Source organism: Paenibacillus prosopidis (assembly GCF_003337375.1).
In the GTDB taxonomy this organism is placed as follows: Bacteria; Bacillota; Bacilli; order Paenibacillales; family Paenibacillaceae; genus Pristimantibacillus; species Pristimantibacillus prosopidis.
This window is the reverse complement of sequence record NZ_QPJD01000007.1, coordinates 232,594-251,666: the sequence shown is the minus strand read 5'-3', so window position 1 is coordinate 251,666 and position 19,073 is coordinate 232,594. Positions and strand designations below refer to the sequence as shown.

Genomic DNA, 19,073 nt, shown 5'->3' with positions numbered 1-19,073 from the left:
GTATGACAGTTGAGTCATACCTCTTGTTTTATAATGTGATCGTAGGCGGCATTATTATATTTTTCTACATAAATAGATATAAATCTACGTATCTATTGTTTTCCAATGAAACTACTGGTATATTTACCTAGTCCAATAGGACTAATTTGGTAGTTTTGAGAGGGGAACTAGTTTCATGTTTGCAAAACGTATTACTATGGTACTACTTTCTGCAGCCTTGTCGTTATGTTTTAGCGTTGCAGCAGCGGCGGCTCCAGCTTCAAAGGCGAATGGCGCGAAGGATCCGTATAATTTATCTCTTACCGCTTTGAAAGGACAAGAGCTAACGGATTTGTATATTTCGGTTAGCCCGAAGGAAATCGGTTTTACGGCCCCAGAATCGCTAAAAAAAGTGCAATTGAAGTCATTCTCGACAGACGGCATTCACGAATATACGCACAATAGTTTCGATATCGCATCGCCGTCGGGTGTTGCGGCAATCGCACTGAAAGACGTGGACCGGTATCAGGTTCTCGAAACGAAAGTAGCGGTTAAAAACGCACAAACGGTAAGCGAGAAAAACCTTTCCGGTTCCGTTACCGTATTGCTTCGTCCGGATCTTTCATTTAAAGAGGTAACTGCTCCTGAGCAAACGAAAGTAAACGTGCCGTTTACCGTCAATGCTGCGTTAAAGGAGTCTAATTTGGATGTGGGCGCCAGTGCCAAGGTAACCATTCTGAACGGAGAGCAAGTGCTTGACGTTGCGAACGGTGTCATTGTCGAGAAGGGTGGCTCGAAATCGGTCGCGTTCGCACTTCAGCTTGCCGAAGCGGGAGATTACAACCTGCGTGCGGTTATTTCTGACGTTGCACCTGCAGATTACAACAATGCAAATAACGAAGCTTCGTTCTCGGTTCAAGTGGTAGACAGCTTAAAATCGGTATCGTATCAGTCTCATTACTCCTATGATGCAGACAACGAATATCATTACCAGGAATATGGCTGGTACGGTAATCTCGTCCGTGAATACCACCAAAAGAGCACAACTGAATACTTCAATTTATATGCGTCGACTTCAGACGTTTTTGATCCTAATGGAGAATTTAAGATTGATTTGACCGACGAGAACGGTAATGCCCAAGCCATTACCCTGTCTAACATGCAATACCAGAATTGGAGTCATTATTACGGCTACAAAGCGTATTATGGTTATGATTCAGGTACGAATCTAAATGTATATGTTTACCAATATCCTTGGGGAACCGATATTCAGGTACATAAATCGGCTGGTAATTACCAATACAGCGATAACTATTATGGATACTATTCCAGCAGCCATGGAGTGATTCTAGGTGCGAAGCAGGAGCTTTTCGTGCACTTTGAACTGCCGACTACAACAGGCTCTGCTTATGGCGGCTCGTATGAAATCCCGCTCACGTACAATCCTTACACCTGGGAAAACTACTACAACAATTACTGGTACTACTACAGCTACAAATATTGGGGCCATAGCAATCAGTATTACGGCTCCAGCTATGGTATTACGGCTGCGAACTAAACAACAAAAGGGCGACGATCCTCGGATCGCCGCCTTTTTATTTTGTGCGTTGCATTAGAATACTTGAACGCCTTCTAAAGCGACCTTGATCTTCCCGTCTGCTTCCAGCATCTTTACTTGGACCTTGCGGCCGGGCTCATATTGAGGGATGTTGACGATGTATATGACGGCCTTAATAATCGTACGATAAGGCTCGGCATGCTCCCTGGGAATGGTTAATCCGATATAAACCTCGGGATGCCCATTAATTTCAATGTTCGTTTGCCGAAGGGAACTGATGGTTGCTTCAGCCGGTACGCCGTGTTTTAAAATATGTTTTACTTCACGGTTGGCTTGAAAGGATTGCCGGATTACCATGAAGGTGAGAAAGCAAATGGATAGTGAAATAAGGACGACGACAATAATAATGTTCATTTCTGCTGAATTCATGATCCACCACTTTTCAGTTATTTGCACCTTGTATGAGGCTTGGTGTTTTATAATATGAAAAGCGTACCATACCGTATATCATGTGGAAATATTTCCAAAGTCTTATTGTTGGCATAGGACTAGTCCTTCTTCGTTGATGGATCTAAAGAAAAGTATCTTTCTTCATGAAGCTTTTTGCTAAATTTTCGGCTGGCAGGTCCTTTGCGTTCGGTTTATAATTCTCCAGCACATCGATTAAGTAATCCTCGCCGGGCTTGTTCGACCTGAAAATAAACTGCTCCTTATTTTCGATATGCACATCGTGTCCGCATTGCTTCAGGCATTGTTCGAAATCCTGAAGCGTAGGCTGCTGGTTTTCCTCTAAATAGATTAGGCCGGTTAGCAGCGTTGTTTCCGTTCCGCGGATCACCTTGAAATGGACAGTATGTTCTTTTTTCATGTTTCTTCCCTTCCTGTAAAATAATATTCCTTATTGTTATCCTCTAATTGGACTCTCTATTCCGTTCGAACAGTCGTATGGAGCTCTGATCGTTTCACTGCCGGAACGTCGGCCGACGCCGTACGCCAACTGTCTGGCGATTGAACTTAAACCGTAAGTATTTTCTTTAAGCACGAAGCCGGCGGCATCGCCGGCCAGTAGAAGTCGCCGCTTGCCACCGGTTCATTCGGTCCACGCTTCTGCGTCGAAGCGCTCAGCCTTGAACATCGGAATAAAATCCTTGTGCCCGAACTGCTTGTGTTCTCCGTAGGTACGGATGTGATGCTCTTTTTCCTCAGAAACTTTCATGTACATATTGCGCGGGTACCATTCGTTATTGAAAGCGGGTACGGAATGCCTACTTTTTCCGTTAAACTGCCATGCTGCAAAGAATGGATATTACTCATATTATTTTGCAGATTGTTAACCAGTCTCGGAGGGAAACGGAGAGAGAAGGCTATGAAAATCGAATTTTTAGTGGTTTTTTAGGTGATTTTTTTATGTATTATCAGGAATGACATATAGTTACAATAAAATAGAACCGCTTACATTCTACTGAGGGGGTGCATGAAAACTACATCGAACCGCAGTCGCATCTGCGCTGTAAGCTGGTTCGTTTCGTGACACTGCTGTGCCGCATTCATGGAAGGATTTCATCCAAAGTTTTACTGTCATTTATAATGCTGCTCATATGCAAGGTCATTAAATCTATGAAACCAAAGGAGAATTTTAGTGAACACAAAGAGATCGTATTTATCCGTAGTCATGGCCGTTTCCTTGCTGCTTGCGCTTTTCTCGCCCCTCAGTCCGGCCGCAGCTTCCGAGAAAGAAACCCCGATGCAGTCCTATGTCAGCGCGATGCAGCCGGGATGGAACCTGGGCAATACATTCGATGCATTTAACCCGAATGATCCGACGACAGAAGGTGACGAGACGGCTTGGGGCAACCCGCGCGTCACCAAAGAATTTATTAAGGAAATTAAGAAGCAGGGGTTCAAAAGCATTCGTATTCCGATTACATGGGATAAACGGATGGGCGGCGCACCGGACTATACAATCAATCCGGATTGGATGAACCGGGTTCAGGAAGTTGTCGATTGGTCGCTCAAAGAGGGTCTGTATGTCATGATCAACGTTCACCACGACGCTTGGAAGTGGCTCAGAACGATGCCGGCGAATCATGATGAAGTAATGGCTCGGTATACCGCCATATGGACGCAAATTGCCGACCGCTTCAAGAATCATTCCAATAAGCTGATGTTTGAAAGCATCAACGAACCGGAATTTTTAGACGTAGATACAACGAAGCAGCTCGAATATCTTGATGAGATTAACACAACCTTCGTCCATCTTGTAAGACAGTCGGGTGGCAACAATGACGTTCGTCCGCTTGTGCTGCCGACATTATATTGCAATGCCGAGAAATTGCGTGTGGATTCTCTTGTAAATACGATTGCCAAGCTAAACGATCCGAATTTGATCGCTACAGTTCATTACTACGGCTTATGGCATTTCGGTGTGAACATTGCGAACTACACGAAGTTTGAAGGCGACGCGATTAAGGATGTCGATACAACGATTAGCAATGTATACGATGCGTTCGTATCGAAAGGAATTCCCGTTATTGTAGGCGAATACGGACTGCTCGGCTGGGATGCAGCTGACGGTGTGCCCCAGCATGGCGAGATGTTGAAGTTTATCGAGTATTTCACCTCTAAATCCGTAGAGAACAAAATTACCCTTATGCTGTGGGACAACGGCGGGCGTTTTGACCGCAGAGCGCTTCAGTGGAGAGATCCGGAGCTTTACAATTTGATCAAGGTCAGCTTGAAGGGCCGCTCTTCCACCGGCGAATCCGATCTGATCTTTGTCAGGAAAGACGCGGCAGCTCAGGACACCGTCGTCCATGTGAACTTGAACGGCAATGTTTTGACCAGCATCAAAAACGGAGACTACGAATTGATTAGAGGCACGGATTATGTGTTGAACGGCGAAGACCTGACCCTCAAGGCTGATTATCTCGCCAAGCTGACCGATTCGGCCGAACTCGGCGAGGTTGCCTTATTGACGACCCGATTCAACAAGGGCGCCGATTGGACCTTCCATGTATTGTACAATGACACGCCGGTCCTGCAAAACGCGGAAGGTACAACCGGAAGCTTTGCGATTCCAACATCCTTCAACGGTGACCGTCTTGCCACGATGGAGGCCGTATACGCCACAGGGGGCAACGCCGGTCCGCATAACTGGACTTCGTTCAAGGAGTTCGGCCGGAACTACTTACCTTCTTATGCATCGAATGAAATCAAATTGACGCAAGGTTTCTTCAATGAAGTGAACGATGGCGTGGTCATTCTGAAGTTCCACTTCTGGAGCGGCGCAATTATCGAGTATAAGATTACGAAGAACGGTACGAGCATTACAGGCACAGCTTCGTAGAGCTCAATTTGAGGAAAAAGGGAGTCCTTCCTTGCTCATGTGCTTAAGGCGGACTCCCTTTCCGCAGAAATATAGATTTGTGTAAAACCCGATAATGAAAGGAAAACGATCATTGGACTATTTTACCAAAGAGACAAGAGTATTACGAATCAAGAAAAAGATGGGGCAGATTTAATGCAACAAGCGTTTACTAAAAATAACCCACAAATAAAATTAAGTGATCTCAGTAATGAATCCGAACGGAATATCCAAGATGGATATATGCGTGCAATATTGGTTAGTTTGAGGGAAATAGAGCTAGTTTCTAGCTCTATTTCAGAATTGTGGTGCGTTCGAGCCTGTTCAAGGGTGAGTATCGATAGAGAACGGAGTCAGCCGGTTACGGTTTGCAATGCTTCTTATACCTGCTGCACCTTTATAAGGTTCGTAGCTCCGGCCTGCCCGATAGGTACTCCGGCAGATAGAATAACGGTATCTCCAGGCTGAATAAGTCCCGTTAGTGCGGCGTTGCGAGTTGCGGACTCGAACATTTCATCCGTGGTCGAAACGCTGTCACCTTTGATAGGAATAACACCGGAGAGCAGACAGATCTTCGGCAATACATGGTCATGCTGCGTAATGGCGATAATAGGCGCTTTCGGACGATACTTGGACACCATACGCGCGGTAAATCCGCTTTCCGTAGAGGTGAGGATCGCTTGGGCGTTTAGCTCGAGTGAGGAGCTGACGACGCCTTGGCTGATCACCTCTGTAATATTCGTGCTTTGCTGAGCTCTTCTCTTATCGAATTGTTCTTTATAGTCGATCATCGACTCAGCCTTTTTGGCGATTGTCGCCATGGTCTGAACCGACAGGACCGGATATTTACCGGCAGCCGTCTCGCCGGAGAGCATAACAACGTCTGCTCCTTGCAGTACCGCATTGGCAACATCGCTAACCTCCGCTCTTGTCGGGCGCGGGTTTTGCTGCATCGATTCAAGCATATGCGTTGCGACGATAACCGGTTTTCCTACCAGGTTGCATTTGCTGATCATTTCTCTTTGCATCATCGGGACATCTTCGATCGGCACTTCAACGCCGAGGTCACCCCGTGCGACCATGATGCCGTCGGATGCTTCAATAATGGCATCGAGATTAATCATGCCTTCTTCGTTTTCGATTTTTGAAATGATTTGAACGTGTCCGGCGTTGTTCTCCTCCAATATTCTGCGGATTTCCAAAATATCTTCAGCCTTTCGTACGAACGACGCTGCAATGATTTCAATATTGTGCTTGATACCGAACTCGATATGTTTTACGTCGCGCTCCGTCACGCCGGGCAGCGTCGTTTTAATTCCCGGCAGGTTGACGCCTTTGCGCGGCTTCAATATTCCGCCGTTGATGATTTTGCAATGAATTTCTGTATTCGTTACGGAAACAACCGTCAGGTCAACGAGTCCGTCATCGATTAGAATCCGGTCATTCGGCCTCACCACGAGCGGAAGCTCTGAATAATTGACGGAGATACGGCCCGCATCGCCAAGAATGTCCTCCGTTGTCAAAATAAGCTCTTCACCGATTACAAGCTCGCAGGATGCCTCTTTCAGTTTTCCGATCCGCACCTCTGGTCCCTTAATATCCATTAACACCGGTACAAATGTGTTCAATTCCCGTGCAGCTTGACGTATATTTTCCATCCGCTTGATGTGATCCTCTAATTCGCCGTGAGCCATATTCAATCTGCCAACGGTCATTCCCGCTTTGATCATTTCTTTGATCGTCGAAACGGAATCGCAAGCGGGTCCCATTGTACAAATAATTTTTGTTTTTTGCATGTTGAAGGCCTCCTCGTTTTTTTTATTGTAGCGCGTATGCTCGAAAGAGACTATGAACTATAGTACAATGAATGTATTATAGTATTCGGTCAAGGAGCGACCCTATGATTGCAATTACAGATATGCATCAAGATAACGGCGGGGATTGGTATGAAGAGGGATTAGGCCGGAAAGTGGCTTTCCACCTCGTTCTAGTGACCTACGGTAAATGCGTATATTGGGTTAACCACGAAAAGATTATTTTGGAAAAGGGCGATCTGCTGCTCATTCCCGGTCATATCCCGTATTACGGGAAAAGCATACCTACAGTCGTGCATACCAAATTTGTCGTGAACTTTAGAAAAACAGCGGCTGACAGCAGGCTGCCTATTCTTCATCTGCACGAGCCGTTCAAGCAACGGTTGGGGTGCTACGAGATTATTCATGAACGATTGAGAGGAATGCTGCATCAATGGAAGGAACGGCCGGCCTACTATGAAATCATGGCGGAAGCGCTGTTGACAGAGGCTTTGGTTTTGTTGAATCAGGAAAGGGACCGAGGTGTCATTTCTTCGGAAAAGCACCGGCGTGTCGACAGCATGAAGCAATATATTCAGACCCATTATCGCGAAAAAGTGACCAAAGAGGAGCTTGGCGATGTCATCATGACAACCCCCAACTATGCGGCAACCTTATTCAAAACGGTCACCAGCCAAACGATCAGCGGGTATGTTCATAATGTGCGGATGAAGACGGCGGTCTACATGCTTACGGAATCTCAGCTGACGGTTACCGAAATATCCGACTACTTGGGCTATAACGATGTTTCTTACTTCCATCGCGTCTTTAAGCGGAGCACGGGCAGAGCACCCTCCGACTTTTTGCATGAAAGATCATCGACGAACGGTTGACTTCTCTAAATATTCAGATTACAATTTATCCATAAATAGGCAATGACCAAAGACATGATTTCCTGCACGGGCTGTCCAGAGAGAGAGGCTATAGCTGAAAGCTTCTCCAGCAACCGGTTGTGAGATTACCCCTTTGCAGCCGTGTCATTGAACCCGTCGATGGATGCATCCCGGCAGTAAATGGCACCGTCTCATCCCCGTTACAGGATGCTCAATAAGGATCTTGTTTTGGATGAAGTTCTGTCGCGATAGCCAGATACGGAAGCCGCGGATCGAATGAGGGTGGAACCACGAGCTGAACGCACTCGTCCCTTTGTGGAGAGATGCGTTTTTTTTGCGTTCTACTAAATCGATTGGAGGCTGCAAGATGGGTATTACGATTACATTGCCAGACGGAACAGTTAAGGAGTATCTTCAGGGTACGACCGTGGAACAATTAGCGGGATCAATCAGCACCGGTTTGAAAAAAAATGCGGTAGCAGGCAAAATAAACGGCAGACTCGTCGATTTGGCTGAGCCTATCAATGAGAACAGCCATGTGGAGATTGTAACGCTGGACAGCAGGGACGGACTGCAACTTTACCGGCATAGTACGGCCCATGTTATGGCACAGGCTATTAAACGCATTTACGGGGAAAAGGCTGTAAAGCTTGGAATCGGGCCGGTTATCGAGGATGGATTCTACTATGATATCGATATGGAAAAACCATTATCGATTGATGATCTTGCTGCTATCGAAGAGGAAATGATGATGGTTATCCAAGAAAACCTGCCAATCATTCGTAGAGTTGTAAGCCGGAAAGAAGCTACAAGTTTGTTTGAGCGGCTTGAAGATGCGCTGAAGCTGGAATTGATTCGTGATTTGCCGGAGGACGCGGTCATTACGGTGTACGAGCAAGGTGAGTTTATTGATCTTTGCCGCGGGCCGCATCTACCGTCGACAGGGCGAATAAAGGCTTTCAAGCTGCTGAATGTTGCAGGTGCCTATTGGCGAGGAAATTCCGATAATAAAATGCTTCAACGGATTTATGGCACCTCCTTTCCTAAGAAAGCCCAGCTGGATGAGCATTTGCATCTTCTGGAGGAAGCGAAGAAACGCGACCACCGCAAGCTCGGCAAGGAACTTGGCTTGTTCATGTTCTCTGAGGAAGCGCCCGGCATGCCGTTCTACCTTCCAAAGGGGATGACCCTGCGGACGGAGCTGGAGAACTTTGCGCGTGAGCTCCAACGGCAGCGGGATTACGAAGAGGTTCGGACTCCTTTTATGATGAACAATCGGCTTTGGGAGCAATCGGGACACTGGGAGCACTACAAAGAAAATATGTATTTCACAAACGTTGACGATACGACATTTGCACTCAAGCCGATGAACTGTCCAGGTCATATGCTGATTTTCAAAAACAATTTGCACTCCTACCGGGAGCTGCCGATTCGTATCTCCGAGTTCGGTCAAGTACATCGCCACGAGTATTCCGGTGCGCTGAACGGCATGATGCGGGTGCGTACATTTTGTCAGGATGATGCCCATCTATTCGTACGTCCTGATCAGATTGAAGAAGAAATAAGCCGTGTCATATCCTTAATCGATCATATCTATCAGGTATTCGGCTTTGAATACAAGATCGAGCTGTCGACTAGGCCTGAAGATTCAATGGGCTCGGAAGAGTTATGGAATCAGGCGGAGCAATCGCTTCGCAACGTGCTGGACATCCGCAATATTCAATATCGGGTAAATGAAGGCGAAGGCGCATTTTATGGACCGAAAATTGATTTTCATATCTTTGATGCTCTGAAGCGCAGCTGGCAGTGCGGGACGATACAACTGGATTTTCAAATGCCGGAAAAGTTCGATCTGTCCTATATTGGCGAGGATAGCCTGAAGCACCGTCCGGTCGTTATACACCGTGCCGTGTATGGATCGATCCATTGACCGATTTATCGGTATTTTGACGGAGCATTTCTCAGGTGCCTTTCCATTGTGGCTTGCTCCGGTTCAAGTAAAGCTCCTGCCGGTCTCGGATAAATATAACGAGTACACTTTGCAAGTGAAGAGGTCGTTAGATGAAGCGGGCATACGTACCGAAATGGATATACGCAATGAAAAGCTGGGTTATAAAATTCGGGAGGCGGGGCTTGAAAAGGTGCCCTACACGGTTGTATTGGGTGAGAACGAGAAAAATTCCGGTACAGCGGCATTAAGGAAAAGGGGCGAGGGTGACCTCGGCTCGCTTACCATTCAAGAGCTAATCGAACGCATTATAGATGAAGCCCGGGCCAAGCATTAAAATTAAAAGCTCTTATTTCAAGGAACGGCCATGCCCGATTTCTGTGAAATAAGGGCTTTTTATTGTCAGGTGGTAAAAAACCATTAGTCCGAACCGTTTACAGGTATCCAGCCAGTGAGCAGGGCTCCACCCTCCGAATGGTTATCTGCAGCAAGCTCGCCTCCGTGACGCCTAATAATTTTTTGTGAAATCGTCAACCCTAATCCGCTGCCTCCGGTTAACCGATTCCTAGATATTTCACCACGATATAGAGGTTCAAACACGCGCTGCAGCTCTTCCGAAGAGAAACCAGGCCCTGTATCACGAATCGTAAAATTGACCTTACTGCTATCTTTATAACATTGGACTACAATTTCACCACCTGCAGGTGTGTGTCTGACGGCATTATCCAAAAGATTATTCATGGCGCGTTCCAATAAATGCGTGTCGCCGCTAATGATGCAATCGTCTGTAAAATGACTGGAGATCGAGATGTGTTTTTGCCGAGCTAGCGGACTCAGACTGTCAATCGATTTCCGAAATACGAATGTCAGATCAACGGACTTGTTGTTCAGTTTCGTCTCCAAATACTCCATCTTCGTAAATGTGAACAGGTCCTCTACCAGCCGATCCAATTGTGCCGATTTTTCCTTGCAAACCGCCAAATATTTCGTTATTTTCTCCGGCGATTGAGCAATCCCTTGTTCCAAGCCATCCAAATAACCTCGTAATGCAAACAACGGTGTTCGTAAATCATGCGCGACGGCAGCAATCACGAACCGGCGTTCTTCCTCCAATTCCACTTGCTTCTGATTGGATGTTTGGAGTCCCTTCACCATAACTTCAAATCCATCGCGTACTTCGGCGATTTCTGTAATTCGAGATACGGGCAACCGCACATCCCAATCTCCTGCTGCAATTTGTCTGGCTGCAAGGCTCATCCTCTCGAGGGGCTTTAGAAGGAACCTTCGCATCTCGTAACCAATAATAAAGAATGCCAGCAATAATCCGATAAACATAGATATGAGTTGTACCATATGTGTCTCCGGCAGATAGATGACAATCTTTCCAAGTAATTGACCGTCCTCTAAGATAGAAAAACGTTCGGTTGATGCAAAAGCGCTGCGGCCCTCCGGGTTAGACTGATAAATTTCCTGACCTGACGCCGATAATATAACCGCATCCATCTTCGCTTTCCGCAACTGGTTGTGCAATTGGTTTTGCCAATCCGAATCCATCCATTTGGCCGTATTCGATTCGATCAAGGTAGTCGTCTCGGCCAAATGTCTACGCAGAGCTTCGTTTTGCGACTGGCTATTTGCGAAGCTAAGGGTGTTTGTTTCGAAGAAATGAGCGGCAATATAGAAGATCCACGGCAGTGAAAGGATGAAGAAGAAACAAAGCAAAGTAAACGTGCGAATGCGAATTGTCTTCATCTTATCCTCCCTCGAAGCGATACCCTATTCCCCATACATTGAGCAGGTACCGCGGATGGTTCGGATCGGGTTCAATTTTGTCCCGGAGCCGGCTGAGATGAACCCGAATCGTATGCTTATCGCCCACCCCTTCCCAAAACCTATCAAGTAATTGTTCATAGGAAAAAACATGTCTGGGATGTTCCCCAAACAATCTCAGCAGCTCATATTCCTTCGGTGTGAGCACTACGTTTTCCCCCTTCACTACCACTTCTCTTGCGGACAGGTTTATCTTGATGTGTCCATAATCCAAGATTTTTTCATCCATTTGCTGCCGGTAAACGGAACGCCGCAATACAGCTTTTACCCTGGCAACAATCTCTCCTGGGGAAGCGCTTTTGACGATATAATCATCGCCGCCGAGAGTCAGCCCTCGAATCTTGTCCACATCATCGCTGCGGGCACTTAAGAAAAGGATCGGAACGCTGCTCTCCTTCCGAATTCGACGACATAACTCGAATCCGTCTTGCCCTGGCATCATGATGTCAAGAACGATGCAATGTACGGGGCTTTGTTGGAACAAGGCCCATGCTTCAGAGGTATCGCAAGCGGTTATCACTTGAAAATTATCATTCTCCAAAAAGTCCCTCAATAGTTCAACGATACTTGGGTCATCATCTACAACGAGTATCGTATTTAATACGCTCATGAATATCCCACCTTCCCTTCCAGTTTATCATTTTTTTTGCTGGAACAATCGAAACCCTATGTTTTGTGACGGTTTGTTTATTGTTTTGTGACTATTTCACAACCTTAATTGAGATATTCAGTTGTTATGATTCTATTGCGAACGATTTTAATTAGATAAATGGGTACTAACTATGGAACTGCGGGGGTGTTGTGTTGGACCACATAAAGAAACGGAAATTATTATACGGAATTTTATCCTGTGTCAGCATTCTGTTTATTCTTTGCGCCTTGGCGAAAAATTATATGATTGATCCCGGAGCTGTGGGATTTCTTAGCCATAAAACCGGGCTTAAGCGCGTGCTTAATCTTCGAGTATGGTTAAACGTGATGTACGTTCATGTCGCATTTGCATGCCTGGCCATGGCGTCGGGGCTGCTCAACTTTTCTACCCGAATTTTCGAGAAAAGCCGTAAGCTCCATCGCATAAACGGCTACGTTTATATCTTGTCCGTCCTTCTTGTCGTGGTGACTTCCGGATATATGGCGCCTTACGCCACCGGAGGGAAAATCAGCAGTATGGCGTTCAACGTGATAAATATGATATGGCCGATTATCACCATTACGGCGCTCATTCAAATCAAAAAGAAACGAATGATTCGGCACCGGAACTGGATGATCCGAAGCTACGCTTTTTGTTTTACAAACATGTTGATTCATCTTGTTACTTTTCTTTTTGAACAGGTATTCGGTTTCGGTTACGCTGACAGCTATACCATCGGAGTCTATGGCACCCTTGCGTTGCTCCTGCTCATTCCCGAAGTCATTATCAGAACAATACTGAGAAACTCATAGTTATAAGCTATGTTGAACCCCCAGTCGAACTGGGGGTTTTTTATGCGGTCGCTTTACTGGTTCCACACTGTTTTCTCACTCAACATTTATCCTTTTCAAGCAAACACAAACGGCATGAACCTACATATGCTGAAGAATATATACCATTAAGCACATGAAGCTAATAGGAATTAAAGCAACTACGTCTGGTTGATCCATGCTCAAAAAACGTCTATTTAAGGGGGACAACAGATGGCTGTATATCGTAATGTCCAGGATCTTATTGGCCATACGCCAATGGTGGAGCTCACCCGCTTTGCGCTGCCCGAAGGGGTTCGGCTGTTCGCTAAGCTGGAGTTTATCAATCCGGGAGGCAGCGTGAAGGACCGGCTTGGCGTGCAGCTGTTAGAAAGCGCTTTGACGAGCGGACAGCTGCAGCCCGGCGGTACCATTATCGAGGCGACTGCCGGCAATACCGGCATTGGGCTTGCATTGGCGGCAATCGGACGGGGTGTGTCGACGATCTTTGTCGTTCCGGAGAAATTCAGTATCGAGAAGCAGCAGCTGATGAGGGCGCTTGGCGCCAAAATTGTAAATACGCCTACAGCAGACGGAATGGCCGGTGCGATTCGAAAGGCCGAAGAGCTGACAATGGAAATTCCCGGCGCCTATTCGCCTGGACAATTTTCAAATCCAGCCAATCCAGAAACGTATTATAAGACGCTTGCTCCTGAAATTTGGGAGGATTTAAACGGTGAAATCGACGTGTTTGTTGCCGGCGCGGGATCGGGCGGTACGTTTATGGGCACAGCGCGGTATTTAAAAGAACGAAATGCTCTGGTTAAAAACGTTATTGTTGAACCGGAGGGATCTATTCTTGGCGGCGGGACAGCAGGCTCTCACAAAACGGAAGGGATCGGCGTGGAGAAGCTTGCCCCGTTTATGGATTGCTCCTATTTTGATGCGATTCATACGATTCTTGATGAGCATGCTTTTGAACGGGTTAAGGAGCTGGCCCGGCTGGAAGGCCTTCTTGTCGGAAGCTCGTCGGGTGCTGCGCTGCATGCAGCGTTAATCGAAGCGGAAGCCGCAGCTCGAGGCAGCCGGATCGTTACGATTTTTCCGGACAGCAGCGAGAGGTACTTGAGCAAACAGATTTATGACGGAGGCATTTAACATGAAACGGAAAACGAAGCTGATCCACGGCGGTATTCCTATCGATCCGCATACGGGTGCTGTTAGCGTTCCGATCTACCAGGTAAGCACGTACAAGCAGGACGATATTGGCGTTCACAAAGGGTACGAATACTCGCGAACGGGCAATCCGACGCGCCACGCGCTGGAGCAATATATAGCGGACTTGGAGGAGGGGGCAAGAGGCTTTGCCTTTAGCTCAGGCATGGCGGCCATCCACGCGGTGTTTTCCTTGTTTAACTCCGGCGACCATATCATTTTGACCGATGACGTGTATGGCGGAACATACCGAATTGCGACCAAAGTATTGAGCAGACTCGGTCTATCATCCACCTTTGTAGACACGACGGATCTGGATGAAATCGAAAAAGCGGTAAAGCCGAATACGAAAGCGCTGTTCGTGGAAACCCCCACAAATCCGCTGCTCAAGGTAACGGACATTGCAGCCGTATCGGGCTGGGCGAAGTCGCGCAAGCTGCTCTTTATCGTTGACAATACGTTTAGTACGCCTTATTGGCAGACGCCGATTGCACTTGGGGCGGATATTGTGCTGCATTCGGCGACGAAGTATCTCGGAGGACATAGCGATGTGGTTGCCGGCCTCGCCGTCGTGAGCAGCGGCAAGCTGGGCGAGGAGCTTCATTTTATCCAAAATGCAACGGGCGGCGTACTCGGTCCACACGATTCGTGGCTGCTTATCCGCGGTCTGAAGACGCTTGGGCTGCGCATGGAAGCCCACGAGCACAATGCTCGGGAAATTGTATCGTTTTTGTCGGGTCATCCGGTTGTGAAAAACATCTATTACCCGGGACTCGAGAGCCATCCCCAGCATGAGCTTGCTAAGCAGCAAGCACGCGGCTTTGGCGGTATTATTTCATTCGACGTAGGCAGCTCGCAGAAGGCGTCGGAGGTCATTAAGAAGCTTAAATACTTTACGCTGGCCGAAAGCTTGGGCGCGGTTGAGAGCCTCATTTCCGTACCTGCCAAAATGACCCATGCATCCATCCCAAAAGAGCGGCGGGAGGAGCTGGGCATTACCGATGGTTTAATACGGATTTCGGCCGGTATTGAAGACAGCGAGGATCTTGTAGAAGACTTAGCGCAAAGCTTTAATATAAATGAAATTTAATAAGACTATTGGAAGGATTGTGAGCCTTATAGGTAGAATAAAGGGTAATGTCCAAAAATAGGCATGGAAGCACTTTAGAAAGGTTAGTTGGTCCATTACATGACAGATAAAACGATGATTACACGGTCACATCAACAATGCCAGCTATTAGGCCTTGATCCTGATGCACTTCCTATATATACGGAGAGATTTTCCGTCAGGGAGCTGGAAGCGCAGCTTATTAAGTATAAAGAAGTTATTGAAGTCATTCATTTTTTTATGGATAAATTTCTATCCTCTGTGCAAGGCGATCCTATGCTCATTGCTATTTTAGATAATGAGGGCTACGTATTAGATTTTAGAGGGGATTCTTCCATTAAAAATGCGGTGCGCAAATTAGGAATTGTAGAGGGCGTCCGGTTTAGCGAAGAGCTCGGAACGAACGCCCCTGCATTGTGTATGCGCTATGAGCAGCCTATACAGCTTGTGGGCGAGGATCATTTTCATAAAGTGCTGCATCGCACGGCTTGTTACTCGGCTCCATTTCATACGGAGGATAGCGGACAGATTCTCGGAACCATTACAATAATGACAGATATAAGCTGTGCGCACCCCCATCTGCTTGCTCTCTTATGTACGATCGTTGATTCCATTGAACGGGAGCTTATGCTGCGGAGACATAACACCCAGCTTCAAATTTTGAACCAGGTGCTGCTTGATACGAACTACTATGGCGTCATTATTACGGATGCTCACGGTGTTATTATTGAAATGAACGATAATAGCTTGGAGATGCTATGTACGGATGATTATAAAAGAGGCTGTTACCTAGGCTCGAGTGTATTCGAAATAAGCACGATTGGCGAATATTTTGGACGGGTTATCGCCTATCGTGATAAGTGTGTAGGCGTTGAGTTGTCCATTCCGCAAAATGATGCCGTCCGCTATTATATGCTGGATGTGGTACCGATCTACGATAATGAACATGCACTCATTCGCGTTGTAGGCAGCTTGCGCGATATTACCGAGATGAAAACAACGGAGGAGCTGCTTCGGAATACGGAGAAGCTCGTTTTCGCGGGTCAATTGGCTGTAAGCATTGCACACGAAGTTAAAAACCCGTTAACGACGGTAAAGGGTATGCTTCAATTTTCAAATGAAACGGTAAACCCTCATCATTACAACCTAATTATGTCTGAGCTTGAACGAATGAATGCGATCGTGAGCGAGTTTATCATTTTAGGGAAACCGCAGGCTGTGCATTTTAGAGAAGAACAATGCCTGGCGATACTCGATGAGGTTTTAAGTATTTTTGAAATTCAATCCGTAATGAACGGAATAACGGTAAAACGAAAAGTTGAACAGGGACTTACCATTCGATGCGACCGCAATCAAATCAAGCAGGTGTTCCTGAACATTTTGAAAAATGCGATGGAGGCTCTGCCATTCGGCGGGGAAATCGACGTTCACATGGATATCCTGGATACCTTCCAACGGATTCGATTCTCTGACAATGGTGAAGGGATGACGGATCAAGTGCTGCAGCGGATAGGAGAACCCTTCCTCACGACAAGACCAGACGGCAATGGATTAGGGATGATGATTGTTCAAAAAATTATCGATTCGCATAAAGGCCGAATGGTCATCACGAGTGAAGTCGGAGTGGGGACGGCCGTTGAAGTGTATCTCCCCGTTGTTTAAGCAGAAAGAGCGTGTTTCGCAGTCTGAAGCACGCTCTTTCTGCGTGAGTAGCAGCCTACTTCACTGCCATTTGTGTTTCTGCTTTCGCAATGACGGCTTTAATCTGCTGTTCGTAAGCGTACATTTTTTGCTTTTGCTCCGTGATTTGCTTCATGAAGGAGAGCAATCTGGTAAAGGAGCTTAGCGTGGCCGTTGAATCGCCTTTTCTTACAACCTGATTTAAGATGGATGTCTCGGTTGTAAATTGTTTCTTTATGCTGCTAACCGAGCTCTTTGCTGCTTTAATCTTCACTTCGATCGTGTCAGCATCCGATAAAGTATCTCTTATTTTCTTCATCGTTTTTGCAGCAGCCGCTTTTGCTGCCTTGAGCGCTGCTTCTTTGCTGCGGATATCCATCTTGGCAAGCTGGACAGCGGCTTTTGTTGTTTCCACCTGCGGACTCAGCATGTTAGCGAGCTGCTTGTCCTTAAAGGACTTGGCTATGCTCAACTGCTGCTTTAACGCTTCATATAAATCGAATAGAGGTTCATATTTTTCCTTTGTTTGTATGACGTCATCCTCAAGCTTTTGCAGCTTGGCTGTGTCAACTTCTTTTATTCTTTTGCGTGTAGAGAGCTCGGCTTCTTCATTTTGGTAATGCAGCTTATTGATTTTCGCATCCCAGTCGATGTCCTGCTTCTGCACCGTTTGCAATTGTGCATACTGCGATGCCAATTTTGCGGCTGTTGCTTGATCGGAGGAAGCTTTCATTTTGTCGAAGGCGGTTTTAGCGGTAACGGTAAATTCAAATGAAGCGGCGGTCGCAGCGGCAGGGCAAATGATGAAGAGAAATAGGACAAGCAGCGATAAAGTTAGCTTTTGAACGGAATACATAATTAGGCCTCCTTGGATTTCGGCGAACAACACAAAAAAAGCACCAGCAAGATAGGCGTTATCCGCCATCTCTTACGGGTGCTTCCATCGTAAGCCGTGCTTATTTAACTAATTTCTACCAATATACAGGATGCTGCCCGAGAGAGTCAAGCGGCTAGCGAACCGCATGCTCTACGGATTTGGCATATTCATCAGGCGTTTTGCCTATATTGGATTCGATACAGGGTAGGAGCAGAAATTTGTTGGCTTGCTGAGCTAAGTTGGATTTCGTACAGTAAAAAGCCGAAAGTTACTGTATTTTTCCACTATAGCCGTGCTCGCATTCAGTAGTTGTTTGATGAATATACACAAGGAATGTTCCCTTTGCGGCAGCTATTCTTTATACTAATAGAAAACGGACAGGCGGCATACGTCTGATACCAAGATAGGAGAGAGAGAGCAGCATGGGTTACAAAATTGTGTTTTTCGATATCGACGGTACGTTAATTAATGAGCATAAGGAAATTCCGGCGGATACGATTAAAGCGATCGCAGAGCTGAAGGAGCGGGGAGTAGAGCCGGTTATCGCGACGGGAAGGGCTCCTTATTTTATTAAACCGCTTGCGGAGCGGCTCGGAATTGAATCGTTCGTATGTATGAACGGCGCGTATGTCGTTTACAAAGGCACACCGCTTTACAAACGGGAAATTGAGAAGAGCAGCTTAGAAGCGCTGGTAAAGTTAGCCGGTGAGCATAGCCATGGACTGGTATTTGAAGGAGAGCATGCCTTCTTCGCCGATAAAGAAGACCATCCGTTCATTATCGATTCCGTCAATTCGTTAAAGGTGGATCTGCCCGGCTACAATCCGGAATATTGGAAGACAGACAGCATATATCAAGTGTTTCTTCACTGCGAAAGCCATGATGAGCATTTGTATGAAAACCTTCATTCCGAGCTGAAGCTCATTCGCTGGCATCCGCAGGCGATCGATGTGCTGCCGGCGGGCGGCTCGAAGGCGCAAGGAATCGAAGCTCTGCTCGATAAGCTTGGGCTTACGCCAGCCGACGCGGTTGCTTTCGGCGACGGTCTGAATGACAAGGAGATGCTGGATGTGGTCGGGTTTGGTGTCGCCATGGGCAACTCTCATCCGGAGCTGCTGCCGTTCGCTGATTATGTCACGACGCATGTCGATGAGCAAGGTATCCGGAACGGATTAGTGGAAGCGGGTCTATTATAATAGGCACATGGTAATTAAAGTTATTTTTTAGTGTGACTATATGCAAAAATAAATCGTAAAAAGCTGATGAATTCTACAAAGAACGTCAGCTTTTTTAGTGCTTTCATACTAATTCTTGAAGGAATTAATGGGTTGATACCGAATAAATATGAATAAATGTTAATATAAAATACAATTATTCGATCATTGGGG

15 protein-coding genes and 2 pseudogenes are annotated in these 19,073 nt (G+C 46.5%); 10 read left to right on the top strand and 7 right to left on the bottom strand.

Annotation, left to right across the window (positions count from 1 at the left end; translation table 11 throughout):
- Nucleotides 1-175: 175 nt before the first annotated feature.
- On the top strand, nucleotides 176-1,537 hold the full coding sequence (locus DFP97_RS12995; protein WP_114380410.1) for a hypothetical protein: 1,362 nt from the start codon (nucleotides 176-178) through the stop codon (nucleotides 1,535-1,537).
- Between the two features lie 54 nt (nucleotides 1,538-1,591).
- Here DFP97_RS12995 and DFP97_RS12990 read toward each other — a convergent pair whose 3' ends face one another.
- The 3 genes and pseudogenes from DFP97_RS12990 to DFP97_RS12980 form a co-directional block, all read right to left on the bottom strand.
- Nucleotides 1,592-1,966 (bottom strand): hypothetical protein, encoded by a 375-nt coding sequence (locus DFP97_RS12990; protein ID WP_114380409.1) that lies wholly within the window; start codon nucleotides 1,964-1,966, stop codon nucleotides 1,592-1,594.
- A 142-nt stretch (nucleotides 1,967-2,108) separates the two neighbouring features.
- On the bottom strand, nucleotides 2,109-2,405 hold the full coding sequence (locus DFP97_RS12985) for a hypothetical protein (protein WP_114380408.1): 297 nt from the start codon (nucleotides 2,403-2,405) through the stop codon (nucleotides 2,109-2,111).
- Between the two features lie 222 nt (nucleotides 2,406-2,627).
- Nucleotides 2,628-2,789 (bottom strand): annotated as a pseudogene (locus tag DFP97_RS12980) (alpha-L-fucosidase); the annotation flags it as partial.
- Nucleotides 2,790-3,209: 420 nt separating this feature from the next.
- Here DFP97_RS12980 and DFP97_RS12975 point away from each other — a divergent pair.
- Together DFP97_RS12975 and DFP97_RS32265 are read left to right on the top strand one after the other, a co-directional pair.
- Complete coding sequence (locus DFP97_RS12975) at nucleotides 3,210-4,883, top strand: cellulase family glycosylhydrolase (RefSeq protein ID WP_114380630.1); 1,674 nt, start codon at nucleotides 3,210-3,212, stop codon at nucleotides 4,881-4,883.
- Between the two features lie 75 nt (nucleotides 4,884-4,958).
- Nucleotides 4,959-5,369 (top strand): TIGR02391 family protein, encoded by a 411-nt coding sequence (locus tag DFP97_RS32265; protein ID WP_425453525.1) that lies wholly within the window; start codon nucleotides 4,959-4,961, stop codon nucleotides 5,367-5,369.
- Here the strand turns inward: DFP97_RS32265 and pyk are convergent.
- Nucleotides 5,282-6,697: a pyruvate kinase gene (gene pyk / locus DFP97_RS12965; protein WP_114380406.1), complete on the bottom strand. Its 1,416-nt coding sequence runs from the start codon at nucleotides 6,695-6,697 to the stop codon at nucleotides 5,282-5,284. The genes DFP97_RS32265 and pyk overlap by 88 nt on opposite strands.
- Before the next feature lie 104 nt (nucleotides 6,698-6,801).
- On the opposite strand from pyk, the gene DFP97_RS12960 reads away from it, so the two are divergent.
- Nucleotides 6,802-7,587: a helix-turn-helix domain-containing protein gene (locus tag DFP97_RS12960; RefSeq protein WP_114380405.1), complete on the top strand. Its 786-nt coding sequence runs from the start codon at nucleotides 6,802-6,804 to the stop codon at nucleotides 7,585-7,587.
- A gap of 367 nt (nucleotides 7,588-7,954) precedes the next feature.
- Nucleotides 7,955-9,872, top strand: a pseudogene (thrS, locus tag DFP97_RS12955) (threonine--tRNA ligase).
- Nucleotides 9,873-9,955: 83 nt separating this feature from the next.
- On the opposite strand, the gene DFP97_RS12950 reads toward thrS, so the two are convergent.
- Nucleotides 9,956-11,287 (bottom strand): sensor histidine kinase, encoded by a 1,332-nt coding sequence (locus tag DFP97_RS12950; RefSeq protein WP_114380404.1) that lies wholly within the window; start codon nucleotides 11,285-11,287, stop codon nucleotides 9,956-9,958.
- Nucleotide 11,288: 1 nt separating this feature from the next.
- Nucleotides 11,289-11,975, bottom strand: coding sequence for a response regulator transcription factor (locus DFP97_RS12945; protein WP_114380403.1), 687 nt, complete (start codon nucleotides 11,973-11,975; stop codon nucleotides 11,289-11,291).
- Between the two features lie 203 nt (nucleotides 11,976-12,178).
- Between DFP97_RS12945 and DFP97_RS12940 the strand changes: the two genes are divergently transcribed.
- The 4 genes from DFP97_RS12940 (at nucleotide 12,179) to DFP97_RS32120 (ending at nucleotide 16,790) form a co-directional block, all read left to right on the top strand.
- Nucleotides 12,179-12,808 carry a DUF2306 domain-containing protein gene (locus DFP97_RS12940; protein ID WP_114380628.1) on the top strand — a complete coding sequence of 210 codons (630 nt, stop codon included), beginning with the start codon at nucleotides 12,179-12,181 and terminating at the stop codon, nucleotides 12,806-12,808.
- 231 nt (nucleotides 12,809-13,039) lie between these two features.
- Entirely contained in the window at nucleotides 13,040-13,963 is a 924-nt protein-coding gene (locus DFP97_RS12935) for a PLP-dependent cysteine synthase family protein (RefSeq protein WP_114380402.1), read from the top strand.
- A 1-nt stretch (nucleotide 13,964) separates the two neighbouring features.
- Nucleotides 13,965-15,110 (top strand): bifunctional cystathionine gamma-lyase/homocysteine desulfhydrase, encoded by a 1,146-nt coding sequence (locus DFP97_RS12930; protein ID WP_114380401.1) that lies wholly within the window; start codon nucleotides 13,965-13,967, stop codon nucleotides 15,108-15,110.
- Between the two features lie 99 nt (nucleotides 15,111-15,209).
- On the top strand, nucleotides 15,210-16,790 hold the full coding sequence (locus DFP97_RS32120; protein ID WP_114380400.1) for an ATP-binding protein: 1,581 nt from the start codon (nucleotides 15,210-15,212) through the stop codon (nucleotides 16,788-16,790).
- Nucleotides 16,791-16,845: 55 nt separating this feature from the next.
- On the opposite strand, the gene DFP97_RS30740 is transcribed toward DFP97_RS32120, so the two are convergent.
- On the bottom strand, nucleotides 16,846-17,664 hold the full coding sequence (locus DFP97_RS30740; protein WP_181873497.1) for a hypothetical protein: 819 nt from the start codon (nucleotides 17,662-17,664) through the stop codon (nucleotides 16,846-16,848).
- Between the two features lie 443 nt (nucleotides 17,665-18,107).
- Here DFP97_RS30740 and DFP97_RS12915 point away from each other — a divergent pair, with 443 nt between their 5' ends.
- Complete coding sequence (locus DFP97_RS12915) at nucleotides 18,108-18,881, top strand: Cof-type HAD-IIB family hydrolase (protein WP_114380399.1); 774 nt, start codon at nucleotides 18,108-18,110, stop codon at nucleotides 18,879-18,881.
- Nucleotides 18,882-19,073: the final 192 nt, after the last annotated feature.

Excerpts from the sequence above, each read along its gene's own strand:
- DFP97_RS12995 (WP_114380410.1), top strand. The coding sequence starts at position 176 with ATGTTTGCAAAACGTATTACTATGGTACTACTTTCTGCAGCCTTGTCG.
- DFP97_RS12990 (WP_114380409.1), bottom strand. The coding sequence starts at position 1,966 with ATGAATTCAGCAGAAATGAACATTATTATTGTCGTCGTCCTTATTTCA.
- DFP97_RS12985 (WP_114380408.1), bottom strand. The coding sequence starts at position 2,405 with ATGAAAAAAGAACATACTGTCCATTTCAAGGTGATCCGCGGAACGGAA.
- DFP97_RS12975 (WP_114380630.1), top strand. The coding sequence starts at position 3,210 with ATGGCCGTTTCCTTGCTGCTTGCGCTTTTCTCGCCCCTCAGTCCGGCC.
- pyk (WP_114380406.1), bottom strand. The coding sequence starts at position 6,697 with ATGCAAAAAACAAAAATTATTTGTACAATGGGACCCGCTTGCGATTCC.
- DFP97_RS12960 (WP_114380405.1), top strand. The coding sequence starts at position 6,802 with ATGATTGCAATTACAGATATGCATCAAGATAACGGCGGGGATTGGTAT.
- DFP97_RS12950 (WP_114380404.1), bottom strand. The coding sequence starts at position 11,287 with ATGAAGACAATTCGCATTCGCACGTTTACTTTGCTTTGTTTCTTCTTC.
- DFP97_RS12945 (WP_114380403.1), bottom strand. The coding sequence starts at position 11,975 with ATGAGCGTATTAAATACGATACTCGTTGTAGATGATGACCCAAGTATC.
- DFP97_RS12935 (WP_114380402.1), top strand. The coding sequence starts at position 13,040 with ATGGCTGTATATCGTAATGTCCAGGATCTTATTGGCCATACGCCAATG.
- DFP97_RS12930 (WP_114380401.1), top strand. The coding sequence starts at position 13,965 with ATGAAACGGAAAACGAAGCTGATCCACGGCGGTATTCCTATCGATCCG.
- DFP97_RS32120 (WP_114380400.1), top strand. The coding sequence starts at position 15,210 with ATGACAGATAAAACGATGATTACACGGTCACATCAACAATGCCAGCTA.
- DFP97_RS30740 (WP_181873497.1), bottom strand. The coding sequence starts at position 17,664 with ATGTATTCCGTTCAAAAGCTAACTTTATCGCTGCTTGTCCTATTTCTC.
- DFP97_RS12915 (WP_114380399.1), top strand. The coding sequence starts at position 18,108 with ATGGGTTACAAAATTGTGTTTTTCGATATCGACGGTACGTTAATTAAT.